This window comes from Streptomyces sp. NPDC014995 (genome assembly GCF_043080745.1).
GTDB lineage: Bacteria > Actinomycetota > Actinomycetes > Streptomycetales > Streptomycetaceae > Streptomyces.
On sequence record NZ_JBIBVX010000007.1, the window covers coordinates 66,102 to 82,194 of the forward strand.

General features: G+C 74.8%; 14 protein-coding genes and 1 pseudogene. 11 read left to right on the forward strand and 4 right to left on the reverse strand.

Features of this window, described 5'->3' with window-relative positions; genetic code table 11:
• Positions 1 to 367 precede the first annotated feature (367 nt).
• Positions 368 to 1,207 (forward strand): alpha/beta fold hydrolase, encoded by an 840-nt coding sequence (locus tag ACF1A1_RS15900; protein WP_392000272.1) that lies wholly within the window; start codon positions 368 to 370, stop codon positions 1,205 to 1,207.
• Between the two features lie 53 nt (positions 1,208 to 1,260).
• Here the strand turns inward: ACF1A1_RS15900 and ACF1A1_RS15905 are convergent, their stop codons facing one another.
• The gene (locus ACF1A1_RS15905; protein WP_392000273.1) at positions 1,261 to 1,653 is read right to left on the reverse strand and encodes an SCO5389 family protein; all 393 of its coding nucleotides are present in this window, start codon (positions 1,651 to 1,653) and stop codon (positions 1,261 to 1,263) included.
• Between the two features lie 87 nt (positions 1,654 to 1,740).
• The gene (locus tag ACF1A1_RS15910; RefSeq protein ID WP_392000274.1) at positions 1,741 to 2,691 is read right to left on the reverse strand and encodes an ATP-binding protein; all 951 of its coding nucleotides are present in this window, start codon (positions 2,689 to 2,691) and stop codon (positions 1,741 to 1,743) included.
• 137 nt (positions 2,692 to 2,828) lie between these two features.
• On the opposite strand from ACF1A1_RS15910, the gene ACF1A1_RS15915 reads away from it, so the two are divergent.
• Genes ACF1A1_RS15915 through ACF1A1_RS15930 form a run of 4 tightly spaced genes read left to right on the forward strand, consistent with a single transcriptional unit; the run spans position 2,829 to position 7,990 of the window.
• Positions 2,829 to 3,401: a GNAT family N-acetyltransferase gene (locus ACF1A1_RS15915; protein WP_392000275.1), complete on the forward strand. Its 573-nt coding sequence runs from the start codon at positions 2,829 to 2,831 to the stop codon at positions 3,399 to 3,401.
• Positions 3,402 to 3,407: 6 nt separating this feature from the next.
• Positions 3,408 to 4,907, forward strand: coding sequence for an ABC transporter substrate-binding protein (locus tag ACF1A1_RS15920; protein ID WP_392000277.1), 1,500 nt, complete (start codon positions 3,408 to 3,410; stop codon positions 4,905 to 4,907).
• Between the two features lie 3 nt (positions 4,908 to 4,910).
• Positions 4,911 to 6,734: an ABC transporter permease subunit gene (locus ACF1A1_RS15925; protein ID WP_392000278.1), complete on the forward strand. Its 1,824-nt coding sequence runs from the start codon at positions 4,911 to 4,913 to the stop codon at positions 6,732 to 6,734.
• Positions 6,731 to 7,990, forward strand: a complete 1,260-nt coding sequence (locus ACF1A1_RS15930; RefSeq protein ID WP_392000280.1) for an MDR family MFS transporter — start codon at positions 6,731 to 6,733, stop codon at positions 7,988 to 7,990. Before ACF1A1_RS15925 ends, ACF1A1_RS15930 begins: the two co-directional genes overlap by 4 nt.
• Positions 7,991 to 8,491: 501 nt before the next feature.
• Here the strand turns inward: ACF1A1_RS15930 and ACF1A1_RS15935 are convergent.
• A complete protein-coding gene (locus ACF1A1_RS15935; protein ID WP_392000281.1) occupies positions 8,492 to 9,253 on the reverse strand; it encodes a CDP-alcohol phosphatidyltransferase family protein in 762 nt (253 codons plus the stop codon).
• Between the two features lie 107 nt (positions 9,254 to 9,360).
• Between ACF1A1_RS15935 and ACF1A1_RS15940 the strand changes: the two genes are divergently transcribed.
• From ACF1A1_RS15940 to ACF1A1_RS15960, 5 genes and pseudogenes are all read left to right on the forward strand, one after another.
• Complete coding sequence (locus ACF1A1_RS15940) at positions 9,361 to 10,380, forward strand: zinc-binding alcohol dehydrogenase (RefSeq protein WP_392000283.1); 1,020 nt, start codon at positions 9,361 to 9,363, stop codon at positions 10,378 to 10,380.
• Between the two features lie 111 nt (positions 10,381 to 10,491).
• On the forward strand, positions 10,492 to 10,890 hold the full coding sequence (locus ACF1A1_RS15945) for a 6-pyruvoyl tetrahydropterin synthase family protein (RefSeq protein ID WP_392000285.1): 399 nt from the start codon (positions 10,492 to 10,494) through the stop codon (positions 10,888 to 10,890).
• The gene (locus ACF1A1_RS15950; RefSeq protein WP_392000287.1) at positions 10,887 to 12,104 is read left to right on the forward strand and encodes a glycosyltransferase family 4 protein; all 1,218 of its coding nucleotides are present in this window, start codon (positions 10,887 to 10,889) and stop codon (positions 12,102 to 12,104) included. The genes ACF1A1_RS15945 and ACF1A1_RS15950 overlap by 4 nt, the downstream gene beginning before the upstream one ends.
• 80 nt (positions 12,105 to 12,184) lie before the next feature.
• Entirely contained in the window at positions 12,185 to 13,183 is a 999-nt protein-coding gene (locus ACF1A1_RS15955; RefSeq protein WP_392000289.1) for a methyltransferase domain-containing protein, read from the forward strand.
• 437 nt (positions 13,184 to 13,620) lie between these two features.
• A pseudogene (locus ACF1A1_RS15960) lies at positions 13,621 to 14,364 on the forward strand (YbhN family protein); the annotation flags it as partial.
• Between the two features lie 185 nt (positions 14,365 to 14,549).
• Here the strand turns inward: ACF1A1_RS15960 and ACF1A1_RS15965 are convergent.
• On the reverse strand, positions 14,550 to 15,380 hold the full coding sequence (locus ACF1A1_RS15965; RefSeq protein WP_392000291.1) for a creatininase family protein: 831 nt from the start codon (positions 15,378 to 15,380) through the stop codon (positions 14,550 to 14,552).
• A gap of 38 nt (positions 15,381 to 15,418) precedes the next feature.
• On the opposite strand from ACF1A1_RS15965, the gene ribA reads away from it, so the two are divergent.
• Positions 15,419 to 16,078, forward strand: a complete 660-nt coding sequence (gene ribA / locus ACF1A1_RS15970; RefSeq protein ID WP_392000293.1) for a GTP cyclohydrolase II — start codon at positions 15,419 to 15,421, stop codon at positions 16,076 to 16,078.
• Positions 16,079 to 16,093: the final 15 nt, after the last annotated feature.

Sequence of the window (16,093 nt, forward strand, 5' to 3'; positions counted from 1 at the left end):
GGGGCCTTGGCTCGAGGGCGGGTTCAGCGAGGAGAGCCGCGGTGGGAGAGCTGTTGGCGAAGTGGAGGCGTGCCGCCGTGAACGGCGTCGTGGCCGAGCCCGTCTTCGCCCGGCATGCGGGGGCTCGGGGTCTCGGCGAGTCCGAGCGGGAGCGGGAGCGGCTGCGGGACGAGCCGGCCCGGTTGGGCCCGCATGTCCAGGACGGTCACGTGCATGTAGAGGCGGACTGCTCGGATGTGGAAAGGGTTGCACGGGCCGTGAAGAAAATGTGGTGCCTGGCGTCGGAAGGCCGCCGTCACCGCCGCCGCGGCCGAGCGCAGCCGTGACCCGGTTGCCCGGTACGGCCCACGCTGACAGGCTCCCGGCCATGCCTGCTTTCACCGCGCCCGACGGAACCCGGCTCGTCTACCACGTCGACGGAGAGGGTCCGCCGTTGGTGTGTCTTCCGGGCGGGCCGATGCGGGCCTCGTCGTACCTGGGGGACCTCGGAGGGCTGAGCGCGCACCGGCGACTGCTCAGGTTCGATCTCAGGGGGACGGGGGACTCACAGACGCCGGGCGACACGACGTCCTACCGGTGCGACCGGCTCGTCGAGGACGTGGAGGCGCTGCGGGTCCACCTGGGGCTGGAGCGGCTGGACCTGCTGGGGCACTCCGCCGGGGCGAATCTCGCGGTGCGGTACGCGGCTCGTCATCCGGGCCGCGTCGGGCGCCTGTTGCTGGTCACGCCCAGTGTCCTGGCGGTCGGGATCGACATCGCACCGCGGGACCGGCTCGCCGCCGCCCGGAAGCGGAGCGGCGAGCCGTGGTTCGCCGTCGCCTACGCGGCGCTGGAGGAGATCACCCAGGGGCGGGCGACTCCCGGGGCGTGGGAGAGCGTCGCCCCCTTCTGGTACCGGTCCTGGGACCGGGCCGCGCGGGCGTTGCAGGCGGCCGATGCGGAGGAGAAGAACCACGAGGCGGTTCCCGTCTTCGCCGCGGACGGCGCCTTCGAGCCGCAGGGGACCCGGGCGGCGCTCGCCGAGTTGCCGGCTCCGGTACTGCTGGTCGCCGGAGAGGTGGACGTGGCCGCGCCGCCACGGGCCGTCGGGGAGTTCGCCGGCCTGTTTCCCCGGTCCGAGTGGGTCGTGCAGCCGCGAGGTTCCCACTATCCGTGGGTGGATGATCCCGAGCACTTCGTGGGGGTCGTGACGAAGTTCCTGGGATAGGGCGGGCCTGCCCGAGTGGAGGGGGCGGCCCGTCCCTCGCCTCGTCCGCGGCGTCAGCAGTCCCGCAGTTCCGCCGACTGGTTCAGTACCTGCGCCCGCGTCGACGTGAACCGCCCGTGCGTCTCCCCGCCCCGGGCGCCGGGCCGGAACGCCGCCACGCGGTGGCAGTTCTGGAAGGCCAGGGCGACACCGAAGTGGCGTTCGAGGGCGCCGCGGATGGCGTCGCTGGCGAGGGCGCGCAGGAGTTGGCCGCGCTCCCGCTCGGACGGGGGCGGGGTCTGGTTGTCGGTGAACTCGGCGGTGCCGTCGCGCAGTTCGGCGGCGAGGGAGGCGATGAGGTCGTAGGCGTAGGGGAGGGACGTGCGGACGGTGTCCACGAAGTCCTCCTCACGGATGTCGCCGGCTTCGGCCTCGGCGAGGAGCTTCGGGGAGACGTCGAGAGACATGAAGGGTTCGTCCTGTCTGTGTGGTGCGTGGAGGGGGGTGAGCCGTAAGGGGTGGGTCGAGGGGTGTAGGGGGAGGGGGGCGGTCCGTCAGGTGAGCGCCGCCGGACCCGGTACGAACTCCGGGTCCACCTGGGACGCCAGGTCCTGGCCGGTCGCCGCGTCCGCCCACGCGCGGGCGTTGCGCAGATGGAACTCGACGGCGTGGCGGTGGAGGGCCGCCCAGTCCTTCGGGCGGGCGTCGACGGCCTCGCGCAGGACCCGCAGGGCGTGGCGGTTGGTCTCCTCCAGGTCGCCCCGCGGGTCTCCGCGTTCGGCGGAGCGGACCCAGGAGGAGTGGACGAGGTGGGTGAGGAGGTCGTCGCCCACCTGGTCCTTGAGGAAGAGGAGGTCGTCCTCGCCGGTCACCTTGTTGCCGACCACGGCGAGCGGGATGCCGAACTCCTGGGCGTGGTCGCGGTACTGGCGGTAGACGGAGACGCCCTTGCGGGTGGGTTCGGCCACCAGGAACGTCATGTCGAAGCGGGTGAACAGGCCCGAGGCGAAGGCGTCCGCGCCGGCCGTCATGTCGACGACCACGTACTCGCCGGGGCCGTCCACCAGGTGGCTCAGGTACAGCTCCACCGCACCGAGCTTGGAGTGGTAGCAGGCCACGCCCAGGTCGCTCTCGTCGAACTCGCCCGTCACCATCAGGGGCACGCCGCCCACCCGCTGGACGTGGCGGGTGTGCAGGTCGTCGTCGCCGAGGAGGCGCAGCAGCCGTGAGCCGCGGCCCGGCGGGGTGGTCTTGGTCATCGCCTCGGGGGAGGGGATGCGCGGGTTGGTGCCGCGGAGGAGGTTCTTGATGTCGGTCAGGTGCCCGGCCAGGGGCGGGGCCGTGAAGCCGGCCGTGCCCGCGGGGTCGAGCGCCTCGGCCAGGTGCTGGTTGATGTCGCCGTCGACGGCGAGCACGGGGGCGCCGGACCGGGCCAGTGCGCGGGCGAACAGGGCCGACAGGGTCGTCTTGCCGCTGCCGCCCTTCCCGACGAAGGCGATGCGCACTACCTCACCACCCTTTTGAAAATGAATGTCATGTGGCTAGGTTTAGGCGTGAGGTGTGATCTCTGTCAAATCCCGCCGCCCCTCGCCGTGTTGGCGGCACGTGATCAAGCCGCTCGCTTAATGCATATGATGTGCAAGTGCGTGACTACTGCGTGAGGCCCGCGGGCCCAGACGACCTCGACGGCGCCCGAGCCGTCATGCTCGACACCGTCTACCGCGACTTCGGCACCGGTTACGTGCCCCACTGGCACGGCGACATCATCGATCCGGCCGCCGCCTACCTGGTCCCCGACCGCCACACCCTGTTGGTGGCGGTCGACGCTGGGGGCGAGATCGTCGGCACCGGCGCCCTCGACGCGCGCGGTCCCCTCCATCCGCCCAACCCGCGCCCGGTCGCCGAGCGCTATCCGTCCGGCGTGACCGCCCAGTTGCGCCGGGTCTACGTCCGCCCCGGGCACCGCCGGCGCGGCCTCGCCCGGCGGCTGGTCGCCGAACTCCTCGCCTTCGCGGCCGCGGACGGCGGCTACCGCGCCGTCTACCTGCACACCGACCCCGCCGTGGAGGGCGCCGAGGGCTTCTGGCGCTCCCTGGGGACCGTCGTGCACGACGAACGCGACGATCCCGGCGGCGGCCAGCGAGTCGTGCACTTCGACATCCCCCTCGACGCCCTGCTGCCCGCCGCCGTCTCCCCCCACCCCACAGGCCGGTGACCCTCCATGCGCTTCCCCCGACACCGACGGCTCCTCGCCGCCCTCGCGACCACCCCGCTGCTCGCCGGCTGCTTCGCCTCCGGCGGTGACGACGGCGGCGCGGCCGACGCCCGGGACGGCTCCCGGCTGCGGGTCGCCCTCGCCTTCCCGCCCGCCGAGAACCTCTCCCCGTACGGCGCCGACGCCACGATCCTCAGCCGCCTCGGCGTCACCGAGGGACTGACCGCCCTCGACGCCAACGGCGCCGCCGCCCCCGCGCTCGCCGCCTCCTGGCGCCGCGAGGACGACCGCACCTGGCTGTTCACCCTGCGCGAGGCCGCCTTCCAGGACGGCACGGAGGTCACCCCCGCCGCCGTCGCCGCCGCCCTCACCCACGCCACCGAGGCCGAGCCCGCCCCCGCCGCCCTCTCCGGCGTCACCCTCACCGCAGCGGCCGAGGGCCGCACCGGCGTGCGCGTCACCACCGGCACCCCCGACCCCGTCCTGCCCCTGCGCCTGTCCAGCCCGAGCCTGGCCGTCCTCTCCCCGAAGGCGTACGACAGCGAGGGCGCCGCCGATCCGGTCGGCACCGCCACCGGCCCCTTCGAACTCACCCGCGTCGACGGCAGCACCGGCGCCGGCCTGGACCGCTTCGACGACTACTGGGGCGGGCGCGCCCAGGCCTCCGGCATCGACGCCCGCTTCATCGCCGACGGCACCGCCCGCGCCAACGCCCTGCGCACCGGCGAGATCGACCTCGCCGAGGCGATCCCCGTCGCCCAGGCCGCCACCCTTGACGCGGACACCCGCCGCGAGACTGCCACCACCCGCACCACCAGCCTGCTCCTCAACACGGAGTCCGGCGTCTTCCAGGACGCGTCACTACGGGCCGCCGCCCGCGCGGCCGTCGACACCTCCGCCCTCGCCCAGGGCGTCTACGAGGGCCACGCGGACGCCGGCGCCGGCATCTACGGGCCCGCCGTGACCTGGGCCGAGGGCAAGCGCGTGCGGCCCACCGGACGCGCGCAGGCCGGCCGGCCCGCCGGAGCCTCCCTCACCCTCGCCACCTACGACAACCGGCCCGAACTCCCCGAGATCGCCCAGGTGGTCGAGCAGCAACTGGAGAAGGCCGGATTCACCGTGACGCTGGAGGTGCGCGAGTACTCGCGGCTCGAGAGCGACGCGCTCGCCGGAAAATTCGACGCCTTCGTCCTCGCCCGCAACACCCTCGTCGACACCGGCGACCCCGTCGCCGTCCTCGCGAGCGACTACACCTGCGACGGCGGCTACAACATCGCCCAGCTGTGCGACACGACCGTCGACCGAGCCGTGGCCAAGGCCGAGGGCACCGCGGACCCGGGCCAGCGGCAGGACGCCGCCATGGCCGCCGAGGCCGCGATCCTGCGCACCGACGCCGTCGTCCCGCTGGTCCACCAACGCGTCATCACCGGCGTCGCCGGCCCGGTCGCCGGCGCGCTCCTCGACCCGTACGAACGCACCCTCGTCGGCAGCGGGACGCGGCGCTGATCCATGGCACGCAGGATGGGCGCGCCGCTGTGGCGTGCCGCACTGGCCGCGCTGCTGGTGTGCGGGATCGGGCTGCTGCCCTGGCTCACGCACACCGACCCGGCGCTCACGATCCTCAGGACGCGGTCCGCCGACCGTGACCCCACCCCCGAGGTGCTCGCCGACATCCGCTCCCAACTCGGCCTCGACCACGGCCCCTTGCGTCTGCTCGGCCAGTGGCTCGCCGGGCTGCCGCGCGGGGACGCCGGGCGCTCGTGGATCTCCGGCGCCGAGGTCACGCCCGCCGTGCTCCAGGCCCTCGGCGTGTCCCTGCTGCTGATGGCGGTGGCGCTCGTCGTCGCCGGATGCACGGCCGCGGCCGTGTGCGCCCGCACCCTGTACCTCGGCGCGCACCGCCGTCTCGGCGGCCGGCCCGCCGGCGGCTCGGGCTCCGCCGTGCTCGCGGCGCTGCCCGAGTTCCTCACCGCGTCCGTCCTCGCCACCGTCGTCGGCGTCCAACTGGGCTGGCTGCCCGCCCTCGGCTGGTACGGCCCGCAGTGGACCGTGCTGCCCGCGCTCGCCCTCGGCCTGCCCGCGGGCGCCGTGCTCGGGCGGCTCCTCGACGACCAGTTGCCCGGCGCGTTCGCCGAGCCGTGGGCGCTGGCCGCCGCCGCCCGCGGACTGCCCGGCCGCGCCGTCGCCCGCCAGGCGCTGCGCCGCTGCGTGCCCGGACTGCTGCCCAACCTCGGGCTGTTCGTCGTCGGACTCACCGGCGGCTCCGTCGCCGTGGAGCAGATCTTCGACATCCCCGGCCTCGGCCGGACCACCCTGCAGGCCGCGATCGCCCAGGACCTGCCGGTCCTCCAGGCCGGCACCCTCGTCCTCGTCGCCCTCGCCGCCGTCACCACGGCCGCCGCCCGCCTCGCCGCCGGCCGGCTCATCGGCCCCGCCCTGCGCGACGGCGCCCTGCACACGCCGCACCGGCCGGCGCCGCCCGTCCGCAGGATCCAGCCTTTTGTGTACAGTCTTCTGTTGTCGGGTGTCATCGTGCTCGGCCTGCCCCGCGACCCGCTCGCCCTCGACACCGGCGCCCGCCTCCACCCCCCGTCCCCGGCACACCCGTTCGGCACCGACGCGCTCGGCCGCGACGTGCTCGCCCGGGTCGCCCACGGCGCCCTCGACACCCTGCTGCTCGCCCTCACCATCAGCGCGATCGCCCTGGTCGCCGGAGTGCTGCTCGGCTGCCTGCCCACGCTGTCCGGGCCGCTCGTCGACACCGTCAACGCCGTACCGCCCGTCCTCGCCGCCCTCCTCGTCACCGCCGTCCGGGGCGGCGGCGCCGGCACGCCCGTCCTCGCCGTGGCCGTCGTGGCCTGGGCACCGCTCGCCGCGCACACGAGCGCACTGCTGCGGCAGGAACGCGCCACCGTCCACCTCACCGCCACCCGCGCCCTCGGCGCCGGCCCCTGGTACCTGCTGAGGAGCGAACTCCTGCCCGCCGTCCTCCCGCCCGTCGTCCGCCACGCCCTCCTGCGCCTGCCCGGGGTCGCCCTCGCCCTCGCCTCCCTCGGCTTCCTGGGCCTCGGCGCACAGCCACCCTCCCCCGAGTGGGGCCTGCTGCTCGCCGAGAACCAGCCCTACGCCGAACGCGCCCCCTGGGCCGTCCTCGCCCCCGCCACCGTCCTCGCCCTGCTCGGCGCGCTCGCCGTGACGGCGGCGAACGGAGCGAGGCGGGGGTCCCCCCGGCCGGCCGCCGGCGCGGGCCCGCGCCCGCCACGGCGTCGTCCCAGGATGGACCGGAAGGCCGGGCGGCCCACAACCCGAACCGAGTGGGCCGCTCTCCGATGACCTCGCTCTCGCTGTCCCGGAGTCCGCGCAAGACCACCGCCCGTCTCCCCACCCTGCTCCAACTGCTGATCCTCACCCAGCTCGCCTTCAACCTCGGCTTCTTCGCCGTGCTGCCCTTCCTCGCCGAGCATCTCGGCGGGGCGGTCGGCATGGCGGGCTGGATGGTCGGGTTCGTGCTGGGACTGAGGACCTTCAGCCAGCAGGGGCTGTTCGTGGTGGGCGGGGCACTGGCCGACCGCTACGGCGTGCGGCCCGTCGTCCTCACCGGATGCGCGCTGCGCATCGCCGGGTTCGGCTGGCTCGGGTACGCCGAGCAGGCGTGGGCGGTGGTCGGGGCGGTGCTGCTGACCGGGTTCGCGGCCGCGCTGTTCTCCCCGGCCGTCGAGTCCGAGGTGGCCCGGCAGGCCGTCGTGTGGGAGGAGTCGGGCGGCGCTCCGCGCACCCGGGTGCTGGCGCTGTTCACGGTCGCCGGGCAGGCCGGGGCGTTCACCGGTCCGCTGCTCGGCGCGCTGCTGCTGTCGGTCGACTTCCGCGCGGTCTGCCTGGCCGGGGCCGGCGTCTTCGCCCTCGTCCTCGCCGGGCACGCCCGGCTGCTGCCGCAGCACATCCCCGGCCGCACCCGCGTCCACCTCCGGGGCGGCCTGGGCCCGCTGCTGCGCAACCGCCGCTTCCTCGCCCTGTGCTGCGCGTACGGCGCCTACCTGCTCGCCTACAACCAGCTCTACCTCGCCCTGCCCGCCGAGGTGGAGCGCGCGGCCGGTTCACAGGCGCCGCTGGCCTGGCTGTTCGCGCTGTCCTCCCTGCTGGTGGTGACCGCGCAACTGCCGGTCACCCGGTGGGTGGGGGAGCGGCTCACCCCGCGCCGTTCGACGGCCGCCGGGCTGGCGCTGATCGCCGCCGGATTCGCGGTGGTGGCCGCCGCGCTGCCCGCCCGCCCGGCCGGGACGGCGGGACTGCTGCCCGCGGCCGGGTTCGTCGTGCTGCTCACCCTCGGCCAGATGCTCGTCGCACCCGCCGCCCGCGCCTGGGTGCCCGACCTCGCCGAGGACGGCCGGCTCGGCCTCTACACCGGCGCGCTGTCCTCCGTCTCCGGCCTGATCGTGCTGGCCGGCAGCGCGGCCACCGGCACCCTCCTCGACACGGACCTGCCGCCGGCCGTGCCCTGGCTGCTCCTGGCCGCCGTACCGGCCGCGGCGATCACCCTGCTGCCGCGTCAGGGGACGACTGACGACAGACGTGGAACGACGGGATCCTGACGACTGGATCGTGGTGACGGGATTCTGACGACGAGATCGTGGCTACGGGATCCTGACGACGAAATGCTGGCGACGAGATCCTGACCACGGGCCCCGGACGACGGAATGCTCACGCCGACCTGCTCGCACGGCGCAGTCGTGCGCTGGACCGAGGAGACCCCGCCCCGCGCGGGCGAGCCGGAGAACCCCGCGCCGGTGCCGGGACTCACGGCCGCCCCGACGCCGCAGCACACGACCGAGGCCGCCCGGCCCCGGCGACTGCGCCCCCCGCGGTTCCGGCGACTCCGCCGCCCGCGGCCCGGGCGTCGCCGGCAATCCGGGCCTCGCGGCCGGCGCCTTCGTCGTCGTACGGACGTGGCCTTGGTCGTCGTACGGACGTGGCCGGCGCCGCCGTCGTACGGACCCGGCCGCCGCCGTCGTGGCGGCCGGGCCCCGGGCTGCGTGGCCGGACACGACGAAGGGCCCGGACCGTCCGAACGGTCCGGGCCCTTCACCGTCGGGTCAGCGGCCCGCCAACTCCAGCGCCGGCCGCGCCGGGACCGTGGCCGGGACCCGCGAGGTCCGCCACAGCCAGCGGATGTCCCGGCCGAAGGACCACACCAGCAGGCCCAGCGCCAGCAGCGCCACACCGAAGTTGGCCGCGTACGGGAGCAGGCCGGCGCCCGCCAGCAGCAGGCAGACGCCCTGGAGCGCGGCGACCGTCTTGCGGGCGGTGCTCGGCGGGAGCGGCGCGTTCAGCCACGGGGCGACGCGGGCCGCGGCGACGAAGGCGTACCGCATGACGCCGATCAGCAGGACCCACGGGCCCAGCGCCATCGACACGTACACGCTGAGCACCAGGATCAGGAAGGCGTCGACCTCCATGTCGAAGCGCGCGCCGAGCGCCGTCGAGGTGCCGGTGCGGCGGGCGACCTTGCCGTCGACGCCGTCGAGCAGGAGTGCCACGGCCGTCAGGCCGACCAGCAGGGAGACCGGGGGCGCGCTCTCGAAGGAGTCCGCGACCAGCGCGGTCACCCCGCCCACCAGGGTGGCGCGGCCGAGGGTGACCCGGTTGGCCGGGCCGAAGGAGCGCAGCCGGGAGCGGTGCAGCGCCCGGGAGAGCACCGCCCACAGGGCGATGGCGAAGACGAGTCCGGTCACCCAGCCCGCCGGCCCCATGCCGATCGCCGTGCCGAGCAGGGCCAGCACCAGGATCTGCACGCCCGCTCCCACAGCGGTCTCCTGCTGGACCAGCCTCGCGTCGTAAGTGTTGTTCAGGGCCACCGCACATCCTCCGGCCAGGTGACAGAGTCGATCAACGCCGCGTACTGTGCGCGGCCTGTGCACACCTCGGTACGTGAACAACTTCCCGATCGTTCAGGAGGAGGCCGATGAACCGCACCGCACGTGCGTTCTGGACAGGTTCGCCCGGTCACGGCGAGATCCGCGACGTCGACCTGCCGGACCCGGCCGACGGCGAGGTCGTCGTCCGCTCGCTGTACTCCGGTGTCAGCCGCGGCACGGAGACCCTCGTCTTCCGCGGCCAGGTCCCCGTCAGCCAGTACACGGCGATGCGGGCGCCGTTCCAGGAGGGCGACTTCCCGGCGCCCGTGAAGTACGGCTACCTCAACGTCGGGCTGGTGGAGGAGGGTCCGGACGCGCTGGTGGGCCGTACCGTGTTCTCCCTCTTCCCGCACCAGACCCGCTTCGTCGTTCCGGCGAGCGCGGTGACGGTCGTCCCGGACGGTGTGCCCGCCGAACGGGCCGTGCTGGCCGGCACCGTGGAGACCGCCGTGAACGCGCTGTGGGACGCGGCGCCGCTGGTCGGCGACCGGATCGCGGTGGTCGGCGGCGGCATGGTCGGCTGCTCGGTGGCCGCGCTGCTGGCCCGCTTCCCGGGCGTGCGCGTGCAGTTGGTCGACGCCGACCCGGCGCGGGCGAAGGTCGCCGAGGTGCTCGGTGTCGGCTTCGCCACCCCCGAGGAGGCTTCGGGCGGCTGCGACCTCGTCGTGCACGCCAGCGCCACCGAGCAGGGTCTCGCCCGGTGTCTGGAACTCCTCACCGCCGAGGGCACGGTCCTCGAACTGAGCTGGTACGGCGACCGGCAGGTCTCCCTCCCGCTCGGCGAGGCCTTCCACTCCCGCCGTCTGGTCATCCGCAGCAGCCAGGTCGGCACCGTCTCCCCGGCCCGCGCGAACCGCACGTACGCCGACCGGCTCGCCCTCGCCCTCGAACTGCTCGCCGATCCGGCCCTCGACGCCCTCATCACCGGGGAAAGCGCGTTCGAGGAGCTGCCGGAGGTGCTGCCGAGGCTCGCCCGCGGGGAGATCCCCGCGCTCTGTCACCGCGTCCGGTACGCGAGCGCGGCCCCCGAACGGGCCACCGCCGCGACGGTGGAGCGCCTGACCTGAGAAAAGAGTGAGATCCGGCTGAACACGGGGAAGCGAAGAGCCGTACTACACGGCATCCCCCGGAGGCAGATGGCCGGGGGGCCAGACGCGCCGCACCTGGAGGGTCGTCCGTTGTTCAGTGTCACCGTCCGCGATCACATCATGATCGCCCACAGCTTCCGCGGCGAGGTCTTCGGACCCGCGCAGCGCCTGCACGGAGCGACGTTCCTGGTGGACGCCACGTTCCGCCGCGAGCAGCTGGACGACGACAACATCGTCGTCGACATCGGACTGGCCACCCAGGAACTCGGGGCGGTGGTCAGCGAGCTGAACTACCGCAACCTCGACAACGAGCCCGACTTCGCCGGCGTCAACACCTCCACCGAGTTCCTCGCCAAGGTGATCGCCGACCGGCTCGCCGAGCGGATCCACCAGGGCGCGCTCGGCGAGGGCGCCCGGGGCATCGCCGGCATCTCCGTCACCCTGCACGAGTCGCACGTCGCCTGGGCGAGTTACGAGCGTGCCCTGTGACCGACGTGACCCTGGAGAAGGCCGTGCAGCAGGCCCCGCTCGCCTACGTGCCCGCGCAGGCGATCGCGCCCGCGCCCGCACAGCCGGCGGTTCCCACGATCGGCGGGATCATCCCCATGTCCCTGCGCAATGTGCACTTCGTCATGCCGGGCGGTGTCGACGACGCGGCGAACCCCAGCGGCGGCAACGCCTACGACCGGCGCGTCTGCCTGGACCTGCCCGGCTTCGGCTGGCAGGTGCACAAGCACCTCGTGACCGGCGAGTGGCCCCGCCCCGAGGCGGCCGCCCGCGCGGAACTCGCCCGCACGCTGCGGGAGTTTCCCGACGGCACGGTGGTGCTCATGGACGGGCTCGTCGCCTGCGGCGTCCCGGAGATCGTCGCCCCCGAGGCGCAGCGCCTGCGGCTCGCCGTCCTCGTGCACCTGCCGCTCGGCGACGAGAGAGGCCTCGCCCCCGAGGTGGCGGCCGAACTCGACGCCAGGGAGCGCGAGGTGCTGCGCGCCGTCCCGGCGGTGATCGCCACCAGCGACTGGGCGGTGCGCCGCCTCGTCTCCCACCACGGGCTGGCTCCCGAGAAGGTCCATGTCGCCGCCCCCGGCGCCGACATCGCCCCCCTCGCCTCCGGCACCGACGGCGTCTCGCGCCTGCTGTGCGTGGCCTCCGTCACCCCGCGCAAGGGCCAGCACCGGCTGGTGGAGGCGCTGGCCGCGGTGACCGACCTGCCGTGGAGCTGCGTGTGCGTGGGCGGCCTCGGCCAGGACCCCGAGTACGTCGCCCATCTGCGGGGCCTCATCAGGAAGTACGGCCTCGAGGACCGGCTGGAGCTGGCGGGCCCGAAGGCCGGCGCCGAACTCGACGCCGCCTACGCCACCGCCGACCTGATGGTCCTCACCTCCTACGCCGAGACGTACGGCATGGCGGTCACCGAGGCCCTGGCCCGCGGCATCCCCGTCCTCGCCACGGACGTCGGCGGTCTGCCCGAGGCGGTCGGCCGCGCCCCCGACGGCGGTGTCCCCGGCATCCTCGTCCCGCCGGAGGACCCGGCCGCCCTCGCGGCCGAACTGCGCGGCTGGTTCGGCGAGGCCGACGTACGACGCCGTCTGAAGGCCGCCGCGCGCGGCCGCCGGGCGGCCCTGAACGGCTGGGCGTCCACCGCCCAGAGGCTCGCCGGCGTCCTGGGCCGGCTTCCCGGAGAACCCCGGAGGGCGGCATGAGGAAGATGACAGCGACCCCGGCGGACCTGGCACGTCGTGTGGGGCACATTCCGGCTCAACCCGGGCCCCGGGAGGTCTCCTTGCACACCGACACCGACACCGACACCGACACGCACACGGGCATTAACACCCACACGGACACCGACACGGACCCGGCCACGTCGGCCGTCATCGCCGGTGCCGGGCCGGTGACCCGCCCCGGCGAGCGGCCCACCGTCCGCCTGCGCGACGACGAGGCCGGACCGGACGAGCCGCCCCGCTACGCCCCCGAGTGGCTGCAACTGCGCGAGCCCGCCGACGCCGCCGGACGGGCGCTGGACCTGCTGGACCCGCTGCGGATCCGGCTCGCGAACCTGCCCGGGCGCTCCGGCGGGCTGGTCGTGCACGACCTGGGCTGCGGCACCGGCTCGATGGGGCGCTGGCTCGCGCCCCGCCTGGACGGCCCCCAGCACTGGATCCTGCACGACCGCGACCCCTACCTGCTGCACTTCGCGGCCGTCGCCTCCCCGCGGGCCGCCGCCGACGGCAGCCGGGTCACCGTCGAGACACGGCGCGGCGACGTCGCCCGGCTGACCCCGGACGCCCTGGCCGGCGCCTCGCTGGTCACCGCCTCGGCGCTGCTGGACGTCCTCACCCGCGAGGAGATCGAGACGCTCGCCGCGGCCTGCGCGGGCGCCGGCTGCCCGGCCCTGCTGACCCTCTCGGTGGCCGGGCGGGCCGAACTGACCCCGCACGACCCGCTGGACGAGGAGATCGCCGCGGCCTTCAACGACCACCAGCGGCGCGGCGGCCTCCTCGGCCCCGACGCGGTGACCGTCGCCTGCGAGGCGTTCGCCGACCACGGCGCCACGGTCAGGGTGCACCCGAGCCCCTGGCGGCTCGGCCCCGACGAGGCCGCCCTGACCGAGCAGTGGCTGCGCGGCTGGGTCGGCGCGGCCGTCGAGCAGCGCCCCGGGCTCGCCGCCCGCGCCGAGAAGTACCTCGCGGCCCGGCTCGCCGCCTGCGCGGCCGGTGAGCTGCGCGTCACCGTCCACCACAGCGACCTGCTGGCCCTGGCCCGGCCGACGGGCGGCGCGTGATGAGCGCGGACGCCGTGGGCACGCGGTGGCACACGGCACCGCCGGCGGTGCGCGCCGAGGGCGCGGGGCCGGCCGTACGGCGCCGGCGGGCCGCTGCCGCGGCGCGGCGCGGCGCGGCCGGGACGGGCACCGTCGTCCGTATCCGTCCGGCCCGCTCCGGTGCGGCCGTGGGCGGTGCGCCGGCGGGCGCGGTCCCGGCGGGCGCCGAATCCGGCGCGGCCGCGGTCCGTACCGGCCCTCCCGTGCCGGGTGCCGGCCGTGACGCGGGCCGTGCGGACGCGGGCGTCTCGGCGGAGCGCATCGGCGTCATCGTCACCGCGTCCCGGGCCGAGGCCGCCACCACCGAGTCCGGCGGCCGGGGGCGTGTCCTGCGCGCCGTGCGCGCCCACGCCGGCACCGTCGCCGGAGCCGCCATCCTCGCCGTCCTGCTGTGGCGGATGGGCACCGGCGTCTTCCTGGACGGGCTGCGCAGGATCGATGTCCCCACGCTGCTGGTGGCGCTCGGGATCGGCGCGGTCACCACCGTGTTCAGCGCGTGGCGGTGGGCGCTGGTGGCGCGCGGCCTGCGCATCCGGCTGCCGCTGGGCGCGGCCGTCGCCGACTACTACCGCTCGCTGTTCCTGAACGCGGCCCTGCCCGGCGGCATCCTCGGCGACGTGCACCGTGCCGTGCGGCACGGGCAGAGCGCCGGTGACGTCGGCCGCGGCGTACGGGCCGTGGTGCTGGAGCGCACCGCGGGCCAGCTCGTGCTGGCCGTCGCCGGAGTGACGGTCCTGCTGATCCTGCCCTCGCCGGTCCTGGCGGACGTACGGCACTTCGCGCCCCTGGTCGTCCTCGGCGCGGTGGGCGCGCTCGCCGTCGTCCTCGCCGTCCGGATGAACTCCCCGGCGAGGGGCCGGAGCGGGCGGGTGCGGGCGGCGCTGGCCGAGGCGCGCGAGGGGCTGCTGTCCCGGCGCAACGGGCCCGGTGTCGCCCTGTCGTCCGTGGTCGTCCTGGCCGGGCACCTCGCGACGTTCGTCGTGGCCGCCCGGGTCGCCGGCTCGGCCGCCTCCGTCCCGGTGCTGCTGCCGCTCGCGCTGCTCGCCCTGCTCGCGATGAGCCTGCCGCTGAACGTCGGCGGCTGGGGTCCCCGGGAGGGCGTCACCGCCTGGGCGTTCGGCGCGGCCGGGCTCGGCGCGCACACCGGGCTGGCGGTCGCCGTCGTCTACGGGGTGCTGGCCTTCGTGGCCGCGCTGCCGGGCGCGGTCGTCCTCGTCGCCCGCTGGTGGGCGGGGGCGCGGGCGAGGACGGAGGCCGGCGCGGCGGCGGGCGCGGCCCCCACCGTCGTACCGGACGCCGAGGGCGACCACGCGGCGCCCGACGGGCACTACCCGCGCTCGCCCTCCATGGCCTCTGTGGCCTCCGTGGTCTCGGTGGCCTCCGCCCCGGCGGAACCCGCGGCCGCGGCCGGCGCCGTCAATATCGAGAAATACGCGCCGAAGGAATCCGCCAGGCTCGCCAGGAGTTCCTTCCCCTTTTCCGCGGACCCCAGGGAAGGACGGCCGATGACGCCCGAATCGGTATAGGCGGACATTCCCAGGGTGAGTAGATGGCGACGGTCGTCCGCGGTGAAATCGGCGGACTCATAACCGGGCCGGACGACTTCGGGATGGGCGTGCAGCAGGATCGAGGTCTCGATTTCCCCGGCATGCATGTCGGTGAGCAGCGAGGTCGACACCCCGGACCGCTCCCGCGCCGCCTCCCAGTCCTCCGGGGCCGGGAAGAGCGCCATCCGCTCGCCGCGGGCGGACGACTCCTGGACCGCGTTGCCCAGGACGTAGTTCCCGCCGTGCCCGTTGACCAGTACCAGGGCCTCGACGCCCGAGCGGCGCAGTGACGCCGCGATGTCCCGTACCACCGAGTGAAGGGTCACGGAGGAGATGCTGACGGTCCCCGGCCAGGCCGCGTGCTCGTGCGAGCAGGCGATGGTCACCGGCGGGAGGAGGTGCACCGGGTACGCTGCGGCGATCTCCTGCGCGATGGCGCACGCGACGAGCGTGTCGGTGGCCAACGGCAGGTACGGGCCGTGCTGTTCGAAGCTCCCGACGGGAAGGACCGCCACCTGCGTCGAGAGGTCCGCTCCGCGCTTCCGTACGTCCCTGGTGGTGTCCACCGGCAGCAGCCCGTACGCCGCCGCCCGTATTCCCGAACCACTCATCTTTTCCCGGCCTTTCGTCTCTGCTTAGGAACCAGATCATGACAGAAAAAATCGGCCTGCTCGGCAAGAAGTCCACGCAGCGCACCGGTGTGGAACGCGTGGTGAATGCGCCGCTGCCCACGGTGTACGGGAAATTCCAGGCGGTCGGCTACCTCGACCACGACCGCGGTGACGAGCAAGTGGCGCTGGTCTACGGGGAGATCGGCAGCGAGGACGTGCTGACGCGGCTGCACTCGGAGTGCCTGACGGGTGACGCGTTCGGCTCCCAGCACTGCGAGTGCGGCGACCAACTGGCCTCCGCGCTGCGGGCCGTCGTCGCCGAGGGGCGCGGCATCGTCGTCTACCTGCGCGGGCACGAGGGCCGCGGCATCGGTCTGCTGGGGAAGCTGCGGGCGATGGCCCTCCAGGCGGAGGGCCTGGACACCGTCGAGGCGAACCTCGCCCTGGGCCTGCCGGTGGACGCCCGCGACTACGGCGTGGCCGCCGAGATCCTGAAGGACCTGGGCGTGCGCTCGGTCCGTCTGATGTCGAACAACCCGCGCAAGCGCGAGGCGCTCGTGGACAACGGCGTCCAGGTCGCCGAGCAGGTGCCGCTGCTGATACCGCCGTGCGAGAACAACATCACCTATCTGCGCACCAAGCGCGAGCGGCTGGACCACCACCTGCCCCACCTGGACGCGGTGGCGCACTGGTCCTGACCCCGCTCCCCGCTG

What these genes read in the sequence shown, in the direction of transcription:
- ACF1A1_RS15900 (WP_392000272.1), top strand. Translation starts at nt 368, where the DNA reads ATGCCTGCTTTCACCGCGCCCGACGGAACCCGGCTCGTCTACCACGTC.
- ACF1A1_RS15905 (WP_392000273.1), bottom strand. Translation starts at nt 1,653, where the DNA reads ATGTCTCTCGACGTCTCCCCGAAGCTCCTCGCCGAGGCCGAAGCCGGC.
- ACF1A1_RS15920 (WP_392000277.1), top strand. Translation starts at nt 3,408, where the DNA reads ATGCGCTTCCCCCGACACCGACGGCTCCTCGCCGCCCTCGCGACCACC.
- ACF1A1_RS15925 (WP_392000278.1), top strand. Translation starts at nt 4,911, where the DNA reads ATGGCACGCAGGATGGGCGCGCCGCTGTGGCGTGCCGCACTGGCCGCG.
- ACF1A1_RS15930 (WP_392000280.1), top strand. Translation starts at nt 6,731, where the DNA reads ATGACCTCGCTCTCGCTGTCCCGGAGTCCGCGCAAGACCACCGCCCGT.
- ACF1A1_RS15940 (WP_392000283.1), top strand. Translation starts at nt 9,361, where the DNA reads ATGAACCGCACCGCACGTGCGTTCTGGACAGGTTCGCCCGGTCACGGC.
- ACF1A1_RS15965 (WP_392000291.1), bottom strand. Translation starts at nt 15,380, where the DNA reads ATGAGTGGTTCGGGAATACGGGCGGCGGCGTACGGGCTGCTGCCGGTG.
- ribA (WP_392000293.1), top strand. Translation starts at nt 15,419, where the DNA reads ATGACAGAAAAAATCGGCCTGCTCGGCAAGAAGTCCACGCAGCGCACC.